General features: G+C 61.2%; 17 protein-coding genes and 2 tRNA genes. 18 read left to right on the forward strand and 1 reads right to left on the reverse strand.

Features of this window, described 5'->3' with window-relative positions; translation table 11 throughout:
- The first annotated feature begins 14 nt into the window (after window positions 1-14).
- The 7 genes from ACKTSJ_RS00725 to ACKTSJ_RS00755 all read left to right on the forward strand — a co-directional run bounded on the left by ACKTSJ_RS00725 (window position 15) and on the right by ACKTSJ_RS00755 (window position 6,499).
- Window positions 15-458, forward strand: a complete 444-nt coding sequence (locus ACKTSJ_RS00725; protein ID WP_407896392.1) for a type IV pilin protein — start codon at window positions 15-17, stop codon at window positions 456-458.
- A 76-nt stretch (window positions 459-534) separates the two neighbouring features.
- Complete coding sequence (gene thiO / locus ACKTSJ_RS00730) at window positions 535-1,593, forward strand: glycine oxidase ThiO (protein WP_407896394.1); 1,059 nt, start codon at window positions 535-537, stop codon at window positions 1,591-1,593.
- A gap of 214 nt (window positions 1,594-1,807) precedes the next feature.
- Window positions 1,808-1,883, forward strand: a tRNA-Thr gene (locus tag ACKTSJ_RS00735).
- Window positions 1,884-1,923: 40 nt separating this feature from the next.
- Window positions 1,924-3,105, forward strand: coding sequence for an efflux RND transporter periplasmic adaptor subunit (locus ACKTSJ_RS00740; RefSeq protein WP_407896396.1), 1,182 nt, complete (start codon window positions 1,924-1,926; stop codon window positions 3,103-3,105).
- Window positions 3,102-3,776 (forward strand): ABC transporter ATP-binding protein, encoded by a 675-nt coding sequence (locus tag ACKTSJ_RS00745; RefSeq protein ID WP_407896398.1) that lies wholly within the window; start codon window positions 3,102-3,104, stop codon window positions 3,774-3,776. Before ACKTSJ_RS00740 ends, ACKTSJ_RS00745 begins: the two co-directional genes overlap by 4 nt.
- Before the next feature lie 140 nt (window positions 3,777-3,916).
- Complete coding sequence (locus ACKTSJ_RS00750) at window positions 3,917-5,122, forward strand: ABC transporter permease (RefSeq protein ID WP_407896400.1); 1,206 nt, start codon at window positions 3,917-3,919, stop codon at window positions 5,120-5,122.
- A gap of 177 nt (window positions 5,123-5,299) precedes the next feature.
- A complete protein-coding gene (locus ACKTSJ_RS00755; RefSeq protein WP_407896402.1) occupies window positions 5,300-6,499 on the forward strand; it encodes an ABC transporter permease in 1,200 nt (399 codons plus the stop codon).
- A 444-nt stretch (window positions 6,500-6,943) separates the two neighbouring features.
- Here ACKTSJ_RS00755 and ACKTSJ_RS00760 read toward each other — a convergent pair.
- Window positions 6,944-7,019: transfer RNA gene (locus ACKTSJ_RS00760), tRNA-Lys, on the reverse strand.
- Window positions 7,020-7,362: 343 nt separating this feature from the next.
- On the opposite strand from ACKTSJ_RS00760, the gene rpsB reads away from it, so the two are divergent.
- The 11 genes from rpsB to lpxD all read left to right on the forward strand — a co-directional run bounded on the left by rpsB (window position 7,363) and on the right by lpxD (window position 18,595).
- Complete coding sequence (rpsB, locus tag ACKTSJ_RS00765; RefSeq protein ID WP_407896404.1) at window positions 7,363-8,091, forward strand: 30S ribosomal protein S2; 729 nt, start codon at window positions 7,363-7,365, stop codon at window positions 8,089-8,091.
- Window positions 8,092-8,168: 77 nt separating this feature from the next.
- Window positions 8,169-9,071 (forward strand): translation elongation factor Ts, encoded by a 903-nt coding sequence (gene tsf, locus ACKTSJ_RS00770; RefSeq protein WP_407896406.1) that lies wholly within the window; start codon window positions 8,169-8,171, stop codon window positions 9,069-9,071.
- A gap of 2 nt (window positions 9,072-9,073) precedes the next feature.
- Window positions 9,074-9,802, forward strand: coding sequence for a UMP kinase (gene pyrH / locus ACKTSJ_RS00775; protein WP_407896408.1), 729 nt, complete (start codon window positions 9,074-9,076; stop codon window positions 9,800-9,802).
- A gap of 9 nt (window positions 9,803-9,811) precedes the next feature.
- Window positions 9,812-10,369 (forward strand): ribosome recycling factor, encoded by a 558-nt coding sequence (gene frr, locus ACKTSJ_RS00780; protein ID WP_407896410.1) that lies wholly within the window; start codon window positions 9,812-9,814, stop codon window positions 10,367-10,369.
- 88 nt (window positions 10,370-10,457) lie between these two features.
- On the forward strand, window positions 10,458-11,219 hold the full coding sequence (locus ACKTSJ_RS00785; RefSeq protein WP_407896412.1) for an isoprenyl transferase: 762 nt from the start codon (window positions 10,458-10,460) through the stop codon (window positions 11,217-11,219).
- Window positions 11,212-12,042 carry a phosphatidate cytidylyltransferase gene (locus ACKTSJ_RS00790; protein ID WP_407896414.1) on the forward strand — a complete coding sequence of 277 codons (831 nt, stop codon included), beginning with the start codon at window positions 11,212-11,214 and terminating at the stop codon, window positions 12,040-12,042. The genes ACKTSJ_RS00785 and ACKTSJ_RS00790 overlap by 8 nt, the downstream gene beginning before the upstream one ends.
- Window positions 12,042-13,214 (forward strand): 1-deoxy-D-xylulose-5-phosphate reductoisomerase, encoded by a 1,173-nt coding sequence (gene ispC, locus ACKTSJ_RS00795; RefSeq protein ID WP_407896415.1) that lies wholly within the window; start codon window positions 12,042-12,044, stop codon window positions 13,212-13,214. Before ACKTSJ_RS00790 ends, ispC begins: the two co-directional genes overlap by 1 nt.
- 79 nt (window positions 13,215-13,293) lie before the next feature.
- Complete coding sequence (rseP, locus tag ACKTSJ_RS00800; RefSeq protein ID WP_407896417.1) at window positions 13,294-14,649, forward strand: RIP metalloprotease RseP; 1,356 nt, start codon at window positions 13,294-13,296, stop codon at window positions 14,647-14,649.
- 5 nt (window positions 14,650-14,654) lie between these two features.
- Window positions 14,655-16,937: an outer membrane protein assembly factor BamA gene (bamA, locus tag ACKTSJ_RS00805; protein WP_407896419.1), complete on the forward strand. Its 2,283-nt coding sequence runs from the start codon at window positions 14,655-14,657 to the stop codon at window positions 16,935-16,937.
- Between the two features lie 46 nt (window positions 16,938-16,983).
- Window positions 16,984-17,499, forward strand: coding sequence for an OmpH family outer membrane protein (locus ACKTSJ_RS00810; protein ID WP_407896421.1), 516 nt, complete (start codon window positions 16,984-16,986; stop codon window positions 17,497-17,499).
- 16 nt (window positions 17,500-17,515) lie between these two features.
- Window positions 17,516-18,595 carry a UDP-3-O-(3-hydroxymyristoyl)glucosamine N-acyltransferase gene (lpxD, locus tag ACKTSJ_RS00815; RefSeq protein ID WP_407896423.1) on the forward strand — a complete coding sequence of 360 codons (1,080 nt, stop codon included), beginning with the start codon at window positions 17,516-17,518 and terminating at the stop codon, window positions 18,593-18,595.
- The last annotated feature ends 57 nt before the right edge of the window (window positions 18,596-18,652 follow it).

The following is an 18,652-nucleotide window of genomic DNA, read 5'->3' on the forward strand; positions in this document are numbered from 1 at the left end:
CACGAGGAGAAAACATGAATAAAAGACAACGCGGTTTCACGCTGATCGAACTGATGATCGTGGTGGTGATCATCGGTATCCTGGCCGCGATCGCCGTGCCGAGTTACGGCAGTTACCGCATCAAAAGTTCGCGGGCAGCCGCCCAAACCGAGCTGCTGCAACTGGCGAGTGTGCAGGAGAAGATCTATCTCAATTCGAATGCCTACTCGCCCAATCTGACCACGGCCTACGACGGCAATGCCGCAGGCGGTCTCGGCAAAACCACGGGCAAGACCGAGGACGAGCGCTATACCTTGGCCTTTAGTGGTACGCCGGATCAGACTTTCGAGATTCGCGCGGTACCCGTGGCGGGCAGTGCGCAGGCGGGCGACGGCTGTCTGTTGATCAAGGACAATGGCATCCGCCAGTGGCACGAGAGCAATGATGCTTGCAACTCGGCATCACCGAAGACGTGGTGATCGTCGCAGTCGGTAAATCCTGACAGCGGGTTCGCCCGCTGTTTTGTTTTATATGCCTTGAGACAAGGAAGTTGGCGTGAGTGAAATCGTAATAATCGGTGCGGGCGCACTGGGGCTGGCGACGGCGGAAGCGTTTTTGCGGCAAGGCGCTGCGGTGACCGTGCTGGAACGCGGCGAGGTCGGGCGCGAGGCGTCCTGGGCGGGGGGCGGCATCCTGTCGCCGCTGTGTCCGTGGGATTACTCCGAAGAAGTGACGCGACTGGCGTTGCGCAGCATGTCGCTGTTTGCATCGTGGGCAGAACGTCTGCATGCCGCGACCGGCATCGATCCGGAATACAACCGTTGCGGCATGCGGGTGTTGCCGCCGTTCGATGTTCAGGCGGCCACGCAGTGGTGCGCAGCGCATGGGGTTGCCTGTCTTCCCTCTCCCGCAGGGCGAGAAATTGAGGGAGAGGGAGAAGCCTTGTTCCTCCCCGAGGTTGCACAGGTGCGCAATCCACGCTTGTTGCAGGCGCTGCGGGCAGAGGTGCTGCGCCTGGGCGGGCGCATCGTCGAGCAGTGCGCGGTCGGGCACCTCCCCGCTGCGGGCGGGCGGGTGACCGGTTTGCAGACCACGCGCGGGGCTTTCGTGGCCGACAATTATGTCGTGACGGCGGGGGCGTGGAGCCAGGTGCTGCTGGCCGAGCATGCCTTGCATGCCGAGATCAAGCCGATGCGCGGCCAGATGCTGTTGTTCAAATTCGATGCGCCGCCCTTGCCACACATTCTGCTGCAGGGCGATCTGTATTTCATCCCGCGCCGCGACGGGCACTTGCTGGTTGGCAGCACGCTGGAAGATGTCGGTTTTGATAAATCCACGACCGGTGAAGCGCGCGAGTCGCTGCTGCGCCGCGCCGTTGCCCTGTTGCCGGCCTTGCGCGACCAACCCATCGTCAAACATTGGGCGGGTTTGCGTCCGGGGTCGCCCGGCAATATTCCGACCATCGGCCGCCATCCGGACCTGTCCAATCTGTTTATCAACAGCGGTCACTTCCGGTATGGCGTGACCATGGCGCCGGCCAGCGTGGAGATTTTGCTGAACGAGATGGAAGGTCATCCGCAACCGTTCGATGTCGCCCCCTATCGCTGGCGTTGACAGCGTGGGGCGAACTTCAATCTGACGGTCCGGGTTGTAATCGCACAATCTGTCGGGTTAAAACCCGACCCACGCCGAACGGCAGGGTTTTGTGGGTCGGACTTAAGTCCGACGCGGCGTGAGCAAACTCACCGGCAGCACACGCTTAAAACCGCCAACATGCAAATCTGCATTGCCGCCCCGTGGCCTCTCCGCATATAATCCGCGCCGGTATGCCGATGTAGCTCAGTTGGTAGAGCAACGCACTCGTAACGCGTAGGTCACCAGTTCGATTCCGGTCATCGGCACCATTTCCCCTCGCTTCTAGGTCGCGAACAGTCAGGAGTGTCAATGACGCTGTCATCTTCCGGTTCGCTTTTGTCCCGCCATAAAAAACTTTTCATCTCCCTTTTGGGAGCGGTCGTGCTCGTGGCGGCGTTCGTGTGGCTGACCCGCGCCAAACCGATCCCGGTGGTGTTGCAAGCAGTCGAGCGCGGCGTTGTCGAAGCTTCGGTCAGCAATACCCGCGCCGGTACGGTGAATGCCTGCCGCCGCGCCAAGATGTCGCCCTCGGCCGGCGGCCAGATTTCCAAATTGAAGGTGAAGAAGGGCCAGCATGTGCGCAAGGGCGATGTGCTGCTGGAACTGTGGAACGACGACCTGCACGCGCAGGAGCGGTTGGCGCAGGAACAGCTCAAGGTTTCGCTGACGCGGGTGGAGGAGGTGTGCACGTTGGCCGAAGCCGCGCAACGCGACGCGCTCCGCTCGCAGGAACTGCGCGACAAGGGATTCATCTCCGCGCAACAACTGGACCGCGCTCAGACCGATGCCGCAGCCCGCCAGGCAGCCTGCGCCTCGGCCAGGGGCGACATCGAGCAGAGCCGTTCGCGCATCGCGGTTGCGCGCGCGCAACTGGAACGCATGGTGCTGCGCGCACCGTTTGACGGCGTGGTGGCGGACATCAGCGGCGAACTCGGTGAATACGCCACGCCGTCGCCGCCCGGCATCCTCACTTTGCCGGCGATTGATCTGATCGACGACAGTTGTCTGTACGTAAGCGCGCCCATCGACGAGGTGGACGCGTCCAAGCTCAAGGTCGGCCAGACGGCGCGCATCACGCTGGACGCGATCAAGGGTCGAACCTTCGGCGGAAAAGTGCGGCGCATCGCGCCCTATGTGCTCGATCTGGAAAAACAGGCGCGCACGGTCGAAGTCGAGGTCGAATTCTACAAACTACAGCCGGGAGACGATCTGCTGGTGGGTTACAGCGCCGATGTGGAGATCATCCACGAGGTGCATCAGAACGTCCTGCGCGTTCCGGCGCGGGCGCTGCTGGAAGGCAACCGAGTGTTGCTGCTTGGCCGCGACGGCGTGCTGGAAGAACGCAAATTGACCACCGGTCTGTCGAACTGGGAATATGCCGAAGTGAGCGCAGGGCTGGCCGCAGGGGAGCGTGTGGTGTTGTCGCTGGACCGTGCAGGCGTGAAAGCCGGCGCGCGCGCGGAGGCGGAAGCCGCTGCAATCGCCCCATGATCGAACTGCAGAACGTTTGCCGCACCTTCGTCGTGGGTGACCAGCAGGTCGCCGCCTTGCGCGACATCGATCTGGGTTTTGGCGCGGGCGAATACATCTCCATCATGGGGCCGTCCGGCTCCGGCAAATCCACCCTGCTCAACGTGCTAGGTCTGCTCGACCGGCCGACTGCCGGCACTTACCTGCTCGACGGTGGCAACGTCACTGCGCTGAACGACGAACAACAGGCGCGCGTGCGGCGCGAAAAGATCGGTTTCGTGTTCCAGTCTTTCCATCTGGTGCCGCGCCTGACGGCCGCGCAGAACGTCGAGCTGCCGATGGTTTTGGCTGGCATCCCGGTGGAAGAGCGCAAACAGCGTGTCGAAGTCTTGATGCAGAACTATGGTTTGGGAGCGCGCGCCGACCATCGACCCGACCAGCTCTCCGGTGGCCAGCGCCAGCGCGTGGCCATCGCCCGCGCCACGGTGATGAATCCGACCGTGCTGCTGGCCGACGAACCCACCGGCAACCTCGACCGCAAGACCGGGTGGGAGGTGTTGAAATTGCTGGAAAGCTTGCTGGAGCAGGGCATCACGCTGGTGGTGGTGACGCACGATGCGGAGATCGGCGCGCGTGCGCGGCGGCAGATTCACATGCTGGACGGGCGCATTTTGTCCGATGAATCAAAATGATTCAGCGTAGTGCGCTATCTCGTCATTCCGGCGCAGGCCGGAATCCAGTGCTGTTATTCAATATACATTTGGTTTTTGTCCCGCTGCGCGGGGCTTGTTCAATTCGCTGGATTCCGGCTTGCGCCGGAATGACGCAGTAAATGAGATTCGCCGATACGTTTCATTTCGCTTCCGGCAGCCTGCGCGGCAGCCCGGCGCGCACGCTGCTGATGATGCTGGCGATGTCCATCGGGGTGGCTGCGGTGGTGGTGCTGACCGCGCTGGGCGAGGGCGCGCGCCGCTACGTGGTGGACCAGTTTGCCTCGCTGGGCACCAATCTCGTCATCGTGCTGCCCGGGCGCACCGAGACGGCGGGTGTTTCGCCCGGCATGCTGATGGGGCAGATTCCACGCGAGATTGCGCTGGAGGACGCGCAGGCCATTTTGCAAAGCCGTGCCGTCAGGCGTATCGCGCCGCTGGCCGTCGGCACGGCCACCCTGTCGCGCGATGCGCTGAACCGCGAGGTGGTGGTGCTGGGTTCCACCGCAGACCTGCTCGAAGTGCGCCACATGCGCTTGGGAGCGGGGCGCTTCCTGCCGCCGGGCGATATTCACGACACGACTTCGGTGTGCGTGCTGGGCAACCAGATGAAAGCCGAACTGTTCGGTCAAGCCAACGCCATCGGGCAGTGGGTGCGCCTCGGCGACCGCCGTTTCCGCGTCATCGGCGTGCTGGCCGCGCAGGGCGAATCCATGGGCATGCGCACCGACGAACTGGTGCTCATCCCGGTGGCGGCGGCGCACCAGTTGTTCAACACCGCCGGCCTGTTCCGCGTGCTGGTCGAAGCGAACAGCCGCGAGGCCATCGAGCAGGCGCGCAGCGACGCGGAACGCATCCTGTTCGAGCGCCACCAGGAAAAGGATGTCACGGTCATCACCCAGGATGCCGTGCTGCAAACTTTCGACCGCATCCTCACCGCGCTGACCATGGCCGTGGGCGGCATCGCGGCGATCAGCCTGGCGGTGGCCGGGGTGCTGATCATGAATGTCATGCTCATAGCCGTGGCGCAGCGAGTCAAGGAAATCGGCCTGCTGAAGGCTTTGGGAGCGCCGGGCAGACAGATCCGTCATCTATTCTTCGCCGAGGCCGCTTTGCTTTCGGGTGTGGGCAGCATCGCCGGACTGGGGCTGGGCTACGCCGGCAGCGCGGTGATCGGCCTCCTGTATCCCAGCCTGCCGGTCGCGCCGCCGTGGTGGGCCGTGCTGGCGGCCAGCGCCACTGCGCTCGGCACCGGCATCCTGTTCAGCGTGTGGCCGGCGCGGCGCGCGGCGCGGCTCGACCCGGTCGCCGCCCTGGCGGGGAAATGATGGATAAATCCATAACCACAAACCCCGTCATACCGGCGCAGGCCGGTATCCAGCGCATCGAACAAGCCACGCGAAGCGTGACAAAACCTGACTGCACGTTGAATACCCCCACTGGATTCCGGCCTGACCGTAGGTCAGTTTATCCTGAGCCTGCCGAAGGGCCGGAATGACGATGCCATGTACTTGCGCGACTTCATTACGCTGACGTCATCCAGTTTCCTCACCTACCGCATGCGCAGTTTTCTCACCGGGCTGGGCATCGCCATCGGCATCGCGGCGGTGATTCTGCTCACTTCCATCGGCGAGGGGCTGCACCAGTTCGTGCTGAACGAGTTTTCCCAGTTCGGCACCCACATCATCTCCATCCAGCCGGGCAAGGCGCAGACGCAGGGCGGCAGCATCGGCGTGCTGGGGTCGGTGCGGCAGATCACGCTGGCGGATGCCGACGCTTTGCGCCGCCTGCCTTATGTCGAACAGGTGAACCCGAGCGTGATGGGCAACGCCGAACTCAAATATGGCGGGCGCACGCGGCGCGCCACGGTGTTCGGCGAAGGGCGCAACTTCGCCGCCGCCTTTACCATGCAGGTGCAAAGCGGCAGTTTCTGGCCGGATGCGGACGACGAACAGGCGCGGGCCGTGGTGGTGCTGGGCGACAAGGTGCGGCGCGAACTGTTTGGGGCGCAACATCCGCTGGGGGAATACCTGCGGGTCGGCGGCCAGCGCTTCCGCGTGATCGGGGTGATGCAGCCGAAGGGGCAGGTGCTCGGCCTCGACCTGGACGATGCTGTGTTCATTCCCGCCGCGCGCGCGATGGAACTGTTCAACCGTTCCGGCCTGATGGAAATCCAGGTGAGCTACCGCGCCGACGTGGCGGCCGACCCAGTCATCCGCCTCGTCAAGGATCGGCTCATCGAGCGCCACGGCAGCGAGGATTTCACCCTGATCTCGCAGGAGCAGGCGCTCGACGTGCTGGGCTCGGTGCTCGACGTGATCACTTTCGCCGTGGCGGCATTGGGCGGCATCTCGCTGCTGGTCGGCGCGGTCGGCATCCTGACCATCATGACCATGGCCGTCACCGAGCGCACCGCCGAGATCGGCTTGTTGCGCGCACTCGGCGCGCGCGAACGGCAGGTGCTGCTGCTGTTCCTGGGGGAGGCGATGATGCTCTCCGCGCTGGGCGGGGTGCTGGGGTTGCTGGCCGGCATGGGCATCGCGCAGGGGTTGCATCTGCTGTTCCCGGCGTTGCCGGTGCACACGCCGTGGATGTTCGTGCTGCTGGCCGAACTGACCGCGGTCGGCATCGGCCTGCTGGCCGGGGTTGCGCCCGCCCTGCACGCAGCGCGGCTGGATCCGGTGGAGGCGCTGCATGCGGAGTGAGTTTGGTCATTCCAAACCAGCAAGCCGCGACACCGCAATACGGAAAAATCACCCCGTCCCGGAGGGTTGCCGATAAAAACAGCGTCTGCGGCGTTGCAAATCTTGGCAATGGAATGATCCTTGCCCGCGATTCGCGCCTTGCATCCATCTGTTTTGCCGACAACGCATCTTGCGAAAGAAGTCTGACAGGCTGCTAGTGTAGTGATGCACGCTATCTGGAACTTATGCCAAGGTGCGGGAAGCCCTTGTGGGTCGGGTTTTAACCCGACATGTCGGACTGAAGTCCGACCCACAAAGGTTTGCAATAAGTATCGTTAAGAGTGCAGCACTACACTAGCACTCTGGCAAAGGCGGCGACTCGGTTGGATTCCGTTGTGATTAGCTACGATGCAGCTACGATCGCCAAATAATAAAGGCCTGCATCGATGCAGGCCTTGGTAATATTGGTGGGTCGTGCGGGGATCGAACCTGCGACAAACGGATTAAGAGTCCGCTGCTCTACCAGCTGAGCTAACGACCCGGAAGAGGTCGCGCATTTTAAAGATGTGCCATGACTTGTCAAGTCTTCAGACTCATCTTTGTCCATTCCCAAAATATCCGCCTCTGTTTTTGACAGGGGTGAGTCTAATCACCCGCGGACATTTCTATTTGGGAGAAAGCGGACATTCCTATTTGGGGCTGACAACCAACCAGTGCGGTCCTTGAGTCCGCATCCAGCTTCGGTTACAATGCGCGCCCTGTTTATCCGGCACCCGCCGAATAGGCAGTCATTCACACACTCGTTCATGTTGGGGTGTTCTCTGGGAACCAGGGGATCAGGCTGGCGAGTGGAAGACTTAACCCTTAACGATTGGAGTAATCACATGGCAGCAGTAACAATGCGTCAAATGCTGGAAGCGGGCGTCCATTTCGGACACCAGACCCGTTTCTGGAATCCCAAGATGGCCCCCTATATCTTCGGTCATCGCAACAAGATTCATATCGTCAACCTGGAAAAGACCGTCGTGATGTTCAACGACGCGCTGAAGGAAGCGCGCAAGATCGCGGCGAAGAAGGGCACCATCCTGTTCGTGGCGACCAAGCGCCAGGCGCGTGAGATCATCCGCGAAGAAGCGCTGCGCTGCGGTTCGCCTTACGTTGACTACCGCTGGCTCGGCGGCATGCTCACCAATTTCAAGACCGTGCAGACTTCCATCAAGCGCCTGAAGGAACTGGAAGCGATGATCGAGGACGGCAGCATCGACAAGGTTTCGAAGAAGGAAGGCCTGATGTTCCGCCGCGAACTGGAGAAGCTGGAGCGCAGCTTGGGCGGGATCAAGGATCTGCAAGGTCTGCCTTCTGCCCTTTTTGTTATCGACGTCGGCTACCAGAAGGGTGCCGTCACCGAAGCGCAGAAGCTGGGCATTCCGGTCATCGGCGTGGTGGATACCAACCACAGCCCGCTCGGCGTGGATTTCGTGATCCCCGGTAACGACGACTCCAGCCAGGCGATCCGCCTGTACGCGCGCGGCATGGCCGATGCGATTCTGGAAGGACGCGAGCAATCGGTCAACGAACTGACCGAGCAGTTGGCGGAAAGCGCTGCTGCCTAAGCTGCCTTCCCGCAACAAGGGGGCGCAAGCCCCCTTTTTTGTAACCTGAATTTAGTTGAGATTGTTAGGAGTGTGACATGGCTGAAATCACCGCAACGATGGTGAAAGAACTGCGCGAGGCCACCGGCCTCGGCATGATGGAATGCAAGAAGGCATTGGTCGAGACCCATGGCGATGCGAAAGCGGCGGAAGAGTTGCTGCGCATCAAGAGCGGCGCGAAGGCCAGCAAGGCCGCTTCGCGCGTGACGGCGGAAGGCGTGATCGGTTCGTTCCTGGCGGCTGACGGCAAGATCGGCGCCGTGGTGGAAGTGAACTGCGAAACCGACTTCGTGGCCAAGAACGACGATTTCATGGCGTTCGCCAAGAACGTGGCCGAAACCGTGGCCAAGAACGATCCCGCCGATATCGATGCGCTGCTGGCGATGAACCTGACCCATGGCACCGGGACCGTGGAAGAGGATCGCAAGGCGCTGGTGATGAAGCTGGGCGAGAACCTCACCGTGCGCCGTTTCGAGCGCTATGCGACCACCACCGGCAAACTGTCCACCTATCTGCACGGCAACAAGATCGGCGTGATGGTCAATTACAGCGGCGGCGACGATACACTCGGCAAAGATCTGGCGATGCATATCGCGGCGAGCAAGCCGAAGTCGGTGGATGCCTCGGGCGTCAACCCGGAAGAAATCGCCACCGAGCGGCGCATCGCCATCGAGAAAGCGCGCGAAGCAGGCAAGCCCGAAGCGATGCTGGAAAAGATCGCCGAAGGCACGGTGCAGAAATTTCTGCGCGAAGTGACCTTGCTGGGGCAGGTGTTCGTCAAGGCCGAAGATGGCAAGCAGACCATCGAGCAATTGCTGAAGAGCAAGGGCGCCTCGGTTTCCGCTTTCCAGATGTTCATCGTCGGCGAAGGCATCGAGAAAAAAGTGGAAGACTATGCGGCTGAAGTTGCCGCCGCCGCAGCCGCTGCCAAGAAAGCCTGAACATGACCGCCGCGCGCGCCCCCGCCTACAACCGCATCCTGCTGAAACTTTCCGGCGAAGCCCTGATGGGCGATGACAGCTACGGCATCAATCGTGCCGTCATCGAGCGCATCGTGGCCGAGATCAAGGAAGTGGTCGAATTGGGCGTGGAAGTGGCAATGGTCATCGGCGGCGGCAACATCTTCCGTGGCGTGGCGCCTGCAGCGGCCGGGATGGATCGCGCCACGGCCGATTACATGGGGATGCTGGCCACCGTGATGAACTCGATGGCCTTGCAGGATGCCATGACCCGGGCCGGCGTGGAGTGCCGTGTGCAGTCCGCCCTGAGCCTGGAGCAGGTCGCCGAGCCGTTCATCCGCGGCAAGGCGCTGCGCTATCTGGAAGACGGCAAGGTGGTGATCTTCGCCGCCGGCATCGGCAGTCCGTTCTTTACTACCGATACCGCGGCCGCGCTGCGCGGCGTGGAGATGTCGGCCAACGTGGTGATCAAGGCGACCAAGGTGGACGGTATCTATACGGATGATCCGAAGAAGAATCCCGATGCGATCCGCTATCAGAGCCTGAGCTTTGACGAGGCGATCAGCAAGAATCTGAAGGTGATGGACGCGACGGCGCTGACCTTGTGCCGCGACCAGAAGTTGCCCATCATCGTGTTCAGCATCTTCAAGCCGGGCGCACTGAAGCGGGTGGTATTCGGTGAGGGCGAGGGAACTTTAGTACGGGTGGATTAGGAGCGGAACATGATCGCGGATATCAAAAAGAGCGTCGAGCAAAAAATGAACAAGTCGCTGGAAGCCCTGAAGGTCGATCTGGGCAAGATTCGCACCGGGCGCGCGCACACCGGATTGCTGGACCATGTGATGGTGGATTACTACGGCAACCCGACCCCGGTCAACCAGGTGGCGAACGTGACCCTGGCCGACGCGCGCACCATCGGCGTGCAACCTTATGAGAAGAACATGGTGGGGCCGATCGAAAAAGCGATCCGCGACTCCGATCTGGGGCTGAATCCGGCCACCAACGGGGAGATGATCCGGGTGCCGATGCCGATGCTGACGGAAGAGCGCCGGCGCGATCTGATCAAGGTGGTCAAGAGCGAGGGCGAGGATGCCAAGATTGCGGTGCGCAACATCCGCCGTGATGCCAATGAGCAGTTGAAGAAATTGCTGAAGGACAAGGAAGTCGGCGAAGACGAGGAGCGCCGTGCGCAGGAGGATGTGCAGAAACTCACCGACCGCTTCGTCGCCGAGATCGACAAGGCATTGCAAGTCAAAGAAGCCGACCTGATGGCGGTTTGAGCGCATCGCGCGGATCGCGGGGAGTCACAGGGAGCGCTTTTGCGCGCAAATATGAAGACCGCTGGCTGCAAGCTCACAAGGAATCCCGATGGCGCTATTCAAGAGTTCTACCCGCATCATCCCCGACGTGCCCGCAGTGCCGCGGCACATCGCCATCATCATGGACGGCAACGGGCGCTGGGCGAAACAGCGTTTCATGCCACGCGTGATGGGGCACCAGCGCGGGGTGGAGACGGTGCGCGAAGTGGTCAAAGCCTGCCGCGAGATGGGGGTTGAATATCTGACCCTGTTCGCTTTCAGCAGCGAGAACTGGCGCCGCCCTGCGGAAGAAGTGTCCTTTCTGATGCAATTATTCCTGAAGATGCTGGAACGCGAAGTGGGAAAATTGCACGAGAACAATATCTGTCTGAAAGTCATCGGCGACCGCAGCCGTTTCGACGCGCAACTGGTGGGTTATATCGAGCAGGCTGAACAGCTTACCGCCGCTAACACCAGCCTCACCCTGACCATCGCGGCCAATTACGGCGGGCGCTGGGACATCATGCAAGCCATGCATGCCTTGAGTCAGGCGCATCCCGAGCGCGCTACGGCGTTCGAGGAAGAAGAGCTCGATCCCTATCTTTCCATGCACTACGCGCCCGAGCCGGATTTGTTCATCCGTACCGGGGGCGAGCAGCGCATCAGCAATTTCCTGCTGTGGCAACTGGCCTATACCGAGCTGTATTTCACCGATGTCCTGTGGCCGGCATTCGGGCGCAAGGAACTGGAGGCGGCAATCGCCTCTTACCAGAAACGCGAGCGCCGCTTCGGTCGTACCAGCGAACAACTGAAGGGGGAATCCGGTGCTTAAATCGCGCGTGCTTACGGCCATCGTCCTGTTGCTGTTGTTGCTGGCGGCGCTGTTCCTGCTGCCGCCGCTGGGATGGGCGCTGCTGGTGGTGGCGATGGTGCTGCAAGGCACGTCGGAATGGGCGCGCCTGTCGGTGTTGCAGGGGCGCCAGGCCACTCTGTACTGGGGCGCAACCCTGCTGCTGATGCTGGGCCTGCTGTGGCTGGACGCCAGTGCTGGCGCGGAGCAGATCAGGTATATTCACCTGGTGTTCTATCTGCTCTCCGCCGTGCTGTGGCTGATCGTGGTGCCGGCCTGGCTGATGAGCGGGGTGAAGGTGAACCACAAGGGCTTGATGATGCTGGTCGGCTGGCTGGTGCTGATTCCAACCGGGCTGGCCATGATCGACCTGCGCGAAGCCGTTCCCGGTCCGTGGGTGCTGCTGTTCGTGATGGGCCTGGTGTGGGTGGCGGACAGTGCCGCCTATTTTGCCGGACGCCGGTTTGGCAAGACCAAACTTGCGCCCAGCATCAGTCCCGGCAAGACTTGGGAGGGGGTGGCCGGGGCGGTCTTCGGCGTCTCCATCTATGTGGCACTGGTGTGGACATTCAGTGCGGAATTCTCCCGCCTGCAAGTTTTGCCCGCGCTGATGTTGACGGCCTGGTGGTGGGTGGTGTTGGCGATCCTCGGCGATCTGTTCGAATCAGCCATCAAGCGCCAGGCCGGCGTCAAGGATAGCGGGTCGCTGTTGCCCGGCCACGGTGGCCTGCTCGATCGCATCGACGCGCTGACATCGACCCTGCCGCTGGCGGCGCTGGCGCTGCTGTTTCAGGGGATCAACTAGTGCAGCGCCTCACCATCCTCGGTTCCACCGGCAGCATCGGCCAGAGCACGCTGGATGTGGTTGCGCGTCATCCCGACAAATATCAGGTCATTGCGCTGACCGCGCAGCAACAGGATGAATTGCTGTTCGACCAGTGCCGGCGTTTCCAGCCCCGTTATGCGGTATTGCTGGATGCAGATGCCGCCGAACGTTTGCATGCGCGTCTCGCCCTTGCGGGTCTGACGACCGAAGTGTTGTGCGGCGCGGAGGCGCTGGTGCGGGTGGCGACCCTGGCCGAAGTCGATGCGGTGATGGCGGCGATCGTCGGTGCTGCGGGCATGCCGCCCACGCTGGCGGCGGCGCAGGCGGGCAAGAAGGTGTTGCTGGCAAATAAGGAGACGCTGGTGCTGGCCGGGCATCTGTTCATGGAAGCGGTGCATCGCAGCGGCGCGATTCTGCTGCCGATCGACAGCGAGCACAACGCCATCTTCCAGTCCTTGCCACACAACTATGCGGGCGATATGCGCCACAGCGGCGTCAGCAGGATATTGCTCACTGCTTCGGGGGGGCCGTTCCGCAACACGCCGCTGGAGCAATTGCACAACGTCACGCCGGAGCAGGCGTGTGCCCACCCGAACTGGAGCATGGGGCGCAAGATTTCGGTCGATTCGGCCAGCATGATGAACAAGGGGCTGGAGGTGATCGAGGCCCGCTGGCTGTTCAACGCGGGGGGCGATGATATTCAGGTGGTGGTGCATCCGCAGAGCGTGATCCACTCGCTGGTGCAATACGTGGACGGCTCGGTGCTGGCGCAACTCGGCAATCCGGACATGCGCACCCCCATTGCCCATGCCCTGGCCTGGCCGCAACGTATCGACTCGGGCGTGGCACCGCTCGATCTGTTTGCCGTGGCGCATCTCGATTTTGTCGCCCCCGATTTCAAGCGCTTCCCCTGTCTTGCGCTCGCCTATCAGGCGCTGCGGGCGGGCGGGACAGCCACGGCGCTGCTGAATGCGGCGAATGAGGTTGCGGTGGCCGCCTTCCTTGAACGCCGCATCGCTTTCCTCGATATTCCGCGCCTGATCGAAGCGGTGCTGGGCGGCGTTCCGCGAAGCGAAGTGCATGCCCTGCAGGATGTGCTTGAGGCCGATGCGGCCGCGCGCGAGGCGGCGCAGGCGTGGATCGCGCGATGAAATCCAGCCCCCTTTGCCGCCAGGCCAGCAGCGCATCGGGCGAATTTTTGTGCAGCACGGACGCCGGATTTTCCTGCAGATGACCACCCTGTTTGCGTTCATTGTCGCCATCGTCGTGCTGGTGGTGTTCCACGAATGGGGACACTACGCCGTTGCGCGCTGGTGCGACGTCAAGGTGCTGCGTTTTTCGGTCGGTTTCGGCCGCATCCTCTATTCGCGCCGTTTCGGCAACGGCGAGACGGAATGGGTGATCTCCGCCATCCCGCTCGGGGGCTACGTCAAGATGCTGGACGAGCGGGAGGGAGAGGTTGCGGCGTCCGACTTGTCGCGCGCGTTCAACCGCAAGCCGGTGTTGCAGCGCATGGCCATCGTGGTGGCCGGGCCGCTGGCCAATCTGTTGCTGGCGGTCGTGTTGTATTGGGCGTTGTTCGTCCATGGTGTGGCGGAACTCAAACCGGTCCTGGGCGAGATACGGCCGGGGACACCGGCGGCGCTTGCGCGGCTGCAGGTGCAGGACAGCATTGTTGGCATCAACGGCGAGGCAGTGGCGAGCTGGCAGGAAGTGCGCTGGCGCTTGCTTGATCTGGTCCTGCGGGACGGGCAGGCACAGCTTGCAGTGCGCACCGTGCAGGGGGATACCGCGTTGCGCACCCTGCCTCTGGCCGATTTGAGCGCCGCCGATCTGGATGGCGACTTCATGGCAAAACTGGGGCTGCAGCCGTATCAGCCGCCGGTTTATCCGATCATCGGCAAACTGGCGGCAGACGGTGCGGGGCAACGCGCCGGGTTGCGCGAGGGCGACCGCATCATCGGCGTGGATGGCAAGACGATGGAGTATTGGCGCGACTGGGTCGAAGTGGTGCGCGCGCATCCGCAGCAGCCCCTGCACATCGAAATCGACCGCGCCGGACAGGTGCAGCCGTTGGTGATCACGCCGGATCGGATCGAGGAAAACGGGGTCATCATCGGGCGCATTGGCGCCGCGCCACAAATCGACCGCGCCGCATTCGACGCCCTGCTGACCGAGGTGCGCTATTCCCCCGCGCGCGCCCTGCAGCGGGCACTGCAAAAAACCTATGAAACCTCGTTCATCAGCCTGAAGATGATGGCGAAGATGGTGGTGGGCGAAGTGTCGCTGAAGAATCTGTCCGGCCCGATCACGATTGCCGACTATGCGGGGCAGTCGGCGCAGATGGGGGTGGCCGCCTATCTTGGCTTTCTTGCGCTGATCAGCATCAGCCTGGGCATCCTCAATCTGCTGCCCATCCCGTTATTGGATGGGGGGCATTTGCTGTATTATGTCGTCGAATTTTTCAAAGGCAGTCCGGTGTCGGACACACTGTGGGAAGCCGGACAAAAAGTGGGCATTGCGCTCCTGCTCACCCTCATGGGTTTTGCCTTGTACAACGACATCAGTCGCCTGATCTTGGGTTGAAAATAATGGATTTGAGAAAACTTGCAGGCGTATTGACGCTCCTGTACGGCGCATCCGTCTGGGCTGGCGAGCCGTTTGTGGTGAAGGATATCCGGGTCGAGGGAATACAGCGCACCGAAGCCGGCACGGTGTTCAGCTATCTGCCGCTGAAAACCGGCGATACCCTGAATGACGAACGTGCCGCCGCCGCGGTGCACGCCTTGTTTGCCACCGGCTTCTTCAAGGATGTGCAGTTGCTGGCCGAGCAGGGCGTGCTCGTGGTCAGGGTGCAGGAGCGGCCGACCATCGCCAGCGTCGAATTGAACGGCATCAAGGATTTTCCCAAGCCGCAGTTGCTGGACAATCTCAAGCTGGTCGGCCTGGCCGAAGGGCGTATCTTTGACCGGGCGATGCTGGAGAAGTCCGAACAGGAACTGAAACGCCAGTACATCGCGCGCGGCAAATATGCGGTGGTGGTGAAGACTACGGTGACCGAACTCGAGCGCAACCGGGTGTCCGTCAAGCTGGATGTAACCGAAGGCAACCCCGCGAAAATTCGCCGGATCAACATTGTGGGCAACGCGCGTTACCGGGAAAACGATCTGCTGGATGAAATGAAACTGACTACGCCCGGTTTGTTCACCTGGATAACCAGTAATGATCAGTACTCAAAACCCAAGCTGGAAGCAGATATGGAGGCGTTGCGCAGCCTGTATCTCAATTCCGGTTATATGGATTTTTCCATCGACTCGACCCAGGTCTCGATCTCGGTGGACAAGCAGGATATCTACATTACCCTGAATATCACCGAAGGCGATCAATACACGGTGTCCGACGTCAAGGTGGCGGGTGCGAAAGGCGTTTTCTCGAACGAGGCGTTGCGCGCCATGATCGACATCAAGCCCGGGCAGATTTTTTCACGCGAGGCATTGACGGCGGCTTCCGACAAGATACGCGAGGAGATGGGCGACAAGGGCTATGCGTTCGCCAATGTCGGCGCGATTCCGGATATCGACAAGGAAAAGCATCAAGTGGCCTTTACCTTCATGGTCGATCCGATGCAGCGCGCCATTGTGCGCCGCATCAATGTGACCGGCAACGAGAAGACCAAAGATGAAGTGGTGCGGCGCGAATTCCGCCAGATGGAAGGCGGCTGGTTCTCCACCTCGAAGATCAAGAAATCAAAGCAACGTCTGGACAGGCTGGGTTTTTTTGGCGCGACCAACGTTGAAACACAGCCGGTCACGGGAAGCAACGACCAGCTCGATCTGAATTTGAGCGTGGAGGAAAAACCGACTGGTAACTTCCAGATCGGCGCGGGATTCAGCAACGGAGAAGGATTGACCCTGCTGGGCGGCGTTAGCCAGTCCAATCTGTTTGGCACGGGCAATGCGCTCTCGACGCAAATCAACACTAGCAAAATCAACCAGGTTATATCGATTTCCTATACCAATCCCTATTTCACTGACGACGGTATCAGTCGCGGTTTCGACGTGTTCAGGCGCAGAACCGATGGCACAACGACCTCGATCAGCCAGTTTTCCTCACTGACTTATGGGGGCGGCGTACGTTTTGGCGTGCCGGTCAATGATGACGAGACTTTCCAGTACGGCTTGTCGCTGGAAGATACCACGCTGAATCTCAACAGCAACAGCCCGCAGCGTTTTGTTGACTACATCAACACGTTTGGCTCGCACAACCAGAACGTGCTGGGAACCATCGGCTGGACACGAGACACGCGCAACAACGCGGTTAATACCACCCAAGGCGATACGCAACGCGCTTTTCTGGAAGTGGCGCTGCCGGTCTCCGGCCAGAATTTCTATAAGCTCACCTATAACCAGCAATGGTTTCAACCCTTGAGCCGCATCATGACCTTGCATTTGAACGGCGAGCTGGGTGTCGCGGGCGGCTATGGGGGGCAGGAATTGCCCTTCTTCAAGAATTTGTTTGCAGGCGGAACGGGTTCGGTGCGCGGGTATGACCTGAATTCACTCGGTCCCCGCGATATCAACAACGATGCCCTGGGGGGAAGCAGGCGCGTGGTGGGTAATGCCGAAGTCCTGTTTCCGGTTCCGGGGATGGAAAAGAATCAATCCGTGCGCTTGAGTACGTTTCTGGATGGCGGCGCAGTGTATGGTGGCAAGACCGAGGTGCCCGCTTCCGAGGGAATGCGCTACTCGATCGGTTTGGGTTTAAACTGGTTCTCGCCGGCGGGGCCGATGCAATTCAGTTGGGCGAAGCCGCTGAACCCGCAGTCCCAGGATAAAATACAGAATTTCCAATTCACCTTGGGCGGTTTCTTCTGAACTGCCAGACAATGACGGAACGGGGGATGCCCACAAAGGAGGCAGCATGAAAAACGGAATAGTGACAGGCATTCTTCTGTGCGCTTTCGCCACTGGCGCACTCGCCGAAACCGCCCGGATCGGCTTTGTCGATACCGAGCGGATTCTGCGCGAATCGGAACCGGCGCTGGCCGCGCAGAAATTGATAGACAAGGAATTTTCCGTGCGCGAACAGGAAGTCAAGGCGCTGGCCAAGCAATTGCAGGATGCCAAGGAGAATCTGGAATCGGCGCGGGCAAAGCTGTCGGATTCGACACGCCGGATCCAGGAGCGCGAGATTGACAATTTGAATCTGCTGCTGCAAACGCGGCAACGCGAGTTGCGCGAGGATCTTTCGTTGCGCCAGAACGAAGAGCTGGCGCGGATTCTCGCCAGGGCAGATCAGGCGATCAGGCAGATTGCGGAAACCGAACAATACGATTTCATCCTGCAGGAAGCCGTTTATCGCAGCCCGAAAGTGGATATCACGGACAAGGTGCTGAAATACCTGGCGGGTGAACAGACCGAACCGGCGGAAAGATAAAGCGCGGTTCCACCCTATGAAAAATCCGAGTTTCCGTTTGTCCGAAATCGTCGCCCGCCTGGGCGGCAAAGTGCTGGGCAATCCTGAAACCGAGGTGTTTCAGGTGGCGACGCTGGAGAAGGCGATGCCCGGCAATATCGCTTTCCTGGCCAATGCCCAATATCGCAAGCAACTGGCGGACAGCCACGCGGCGGCGGTGATCGTGGCCGAAAGCGACGCCGCACTGACCGGCTTGCCGCGCATCGTGGTCGCCAACCCGTATTCCTATTTTGCCAAACTGTCCGCGCTGCTCAATCCCCTGCCGGCACCGCCGCCCGGAATTCACCCGACGGCGGTGGTCGGCGCAGGCGCCGTCATTGCACCGGATGCGCACATCGGCGCGCACGTCTGCATCGGTGCCGGTGCGCGCATCGGTTCCGGCACCGTCGTGATGGCGGGTTGTGTCATCGGCGACCGCACGCAATTGGGGGAGCATGGCCGGCTGTATCCGAACGTGACGATCTATCACGACTGTGTCATCGGCCGGCACGCGATCCTGCATGCCGGGGTGGTGATTGGCGCCGACGGTTTCGGCATTGCCATGGACGAGGGACGCTGGCTGAAGATTCCGCAGATCGGCCGCGTGGTCATCGGCGATCAGGTGGAGATCGGCGCGAATACCACGGTCGATCGCGGCGCGCTGGACGACACCGTGATCGAGGACGGCGTGAAAATGGACAACCAGATCCAGGTTGCGCATAACGTGCGCATCGGCGCGCATACGGCCATTGCGGGCTGCGTCGGCATCGCCGGCAGCGCCACCATCGGCAAATATTGCCGTATCGGCGGCAGCGCCGGCATTCTCGGGCACTTGCAGATCGCCGATAACGTCGAGATTGCCGCCTTCACCCTGATCGGAAAATCCATCCACGAGGCGGGCAGCTATGCCGGTGTCTATCCGTTCAGCAAGAACGAGGCGTGGCGCAACAACGCCGTGCACTTGCGCCATCTGGACGAACTGGTCAAGCGTGTCAGCGTCCTGGAAAAACAGATTGAATCGTTGAAAGGAGATGGGATGGACGCCTCCCTCCCCACGGGGAGCGAGGTAAGTAAGTAAGAATGAGGTAGCCCCTCGCGGACCTGACGGCATCTAGGTGCCAAGGTGGAGATAATG

The sequence above is a fragment of the Ferrigenium sp. UT5 genome (genome assembly GCF_045866295.1).
Taxonomy (GTDB): domain Bacteria; phylum Pseudomonadota; class Gammaproteobacteria; order Burkholderiales; family Gallionellaceae; genus Sideroxyarcus.

Coding starts and splice junctions, on each gene's coding strand:
- frr (WP_407896410.1), top strand. CDS start 9,812: ATGATCGCGGATATCAAAAAGAGCGTCGAGCAAAAAATGAACAAGTCG.
- pyrH (WP_407896408.1), top strand. CDS start 9,074: ATGACCGCCGCGCGCGCCCCCGCCTACAACCGCATCCTGCTGAAACTT.
- tsf (WP_407896406.1), top strand. CDS start 8,169: ATGGCTGAAATCACCGCAACGATGGTGAAAGAACTGCGCGAGGCCACC.
- ACKTSJ_RS00755 (WP_407896402.1), top strand. CDS start 5,300: ATGTACTTGCGCGACTTCATTACGCTGACGTCATCCAGTTTCCTCACC.
- ACKTSJ_RS00810 (WP_407896421.1), top strand. CDS start 16,984: ATGAAAAACGGAATAGTGACAGGCATTCTTCTGTGCGCTTTCGCCACT.
- ACKTSJ_RS00750 (WP_407896400.1), top strand. CDS start 3,917: ATGAGATTCGCCGATACGTTTCATTTCGCTTCCGGCAGCCTGCGCGGC.
- lpxD (WP_407896423.1), top strand. CDS start 17,516: ATGAAAAATCCGAGTTTCCGTTTGTCCGAAATCGTCGCCCGCCTGGGC.
- rseP (WP_407896417.1), top strand. CDS start 13,294: ATGACCACCCTGTTTGCGTTCATTGTCGCCATCGTCGTGCTGGTGGTG.
- ACKTSJ_RS00725 (WP_407896392.1), top strand. CDS start 15: ATGAATAAAAGACAACGCGGTTTCACGCTGATCGAACTGATGATCGTG.
- bamA (WP_407896419.1), top strand. CDS start 14,655: ATGGATTTGAGAAAACTTGCAGGCGTATTGACGCTCCTGTACGGCGCA.
- ACKTSJ_RS00740 (WP_407896396.1), top strand. CDS start 1,924: ATGACGCTGTCATCTTCCGGTTCGCTTTTGTCCCGCCATAAAAAACTT.
- ACKTSJ_RS00785 (WP_407896412.1), top strand. CDS start 10,458: ATGGCGCTATTCAAGAGTTCTACCCGCATCATCCCCGACGTGCCCGCA.
- ACKTSJ_RS00745 (WP_407896398.1), top strand. CDS start 3,102: ATGATCGAACTGCAGAACGTTTGCCGCACCTTCGTCGTGGGTGACCAG.
- rpsB (WP_407896404.1), top strand. CDS start 7,363: ATGGCAGCAGTAACAATGCGTCAAATGCTGGAAGCGGGCGTCCATTTC.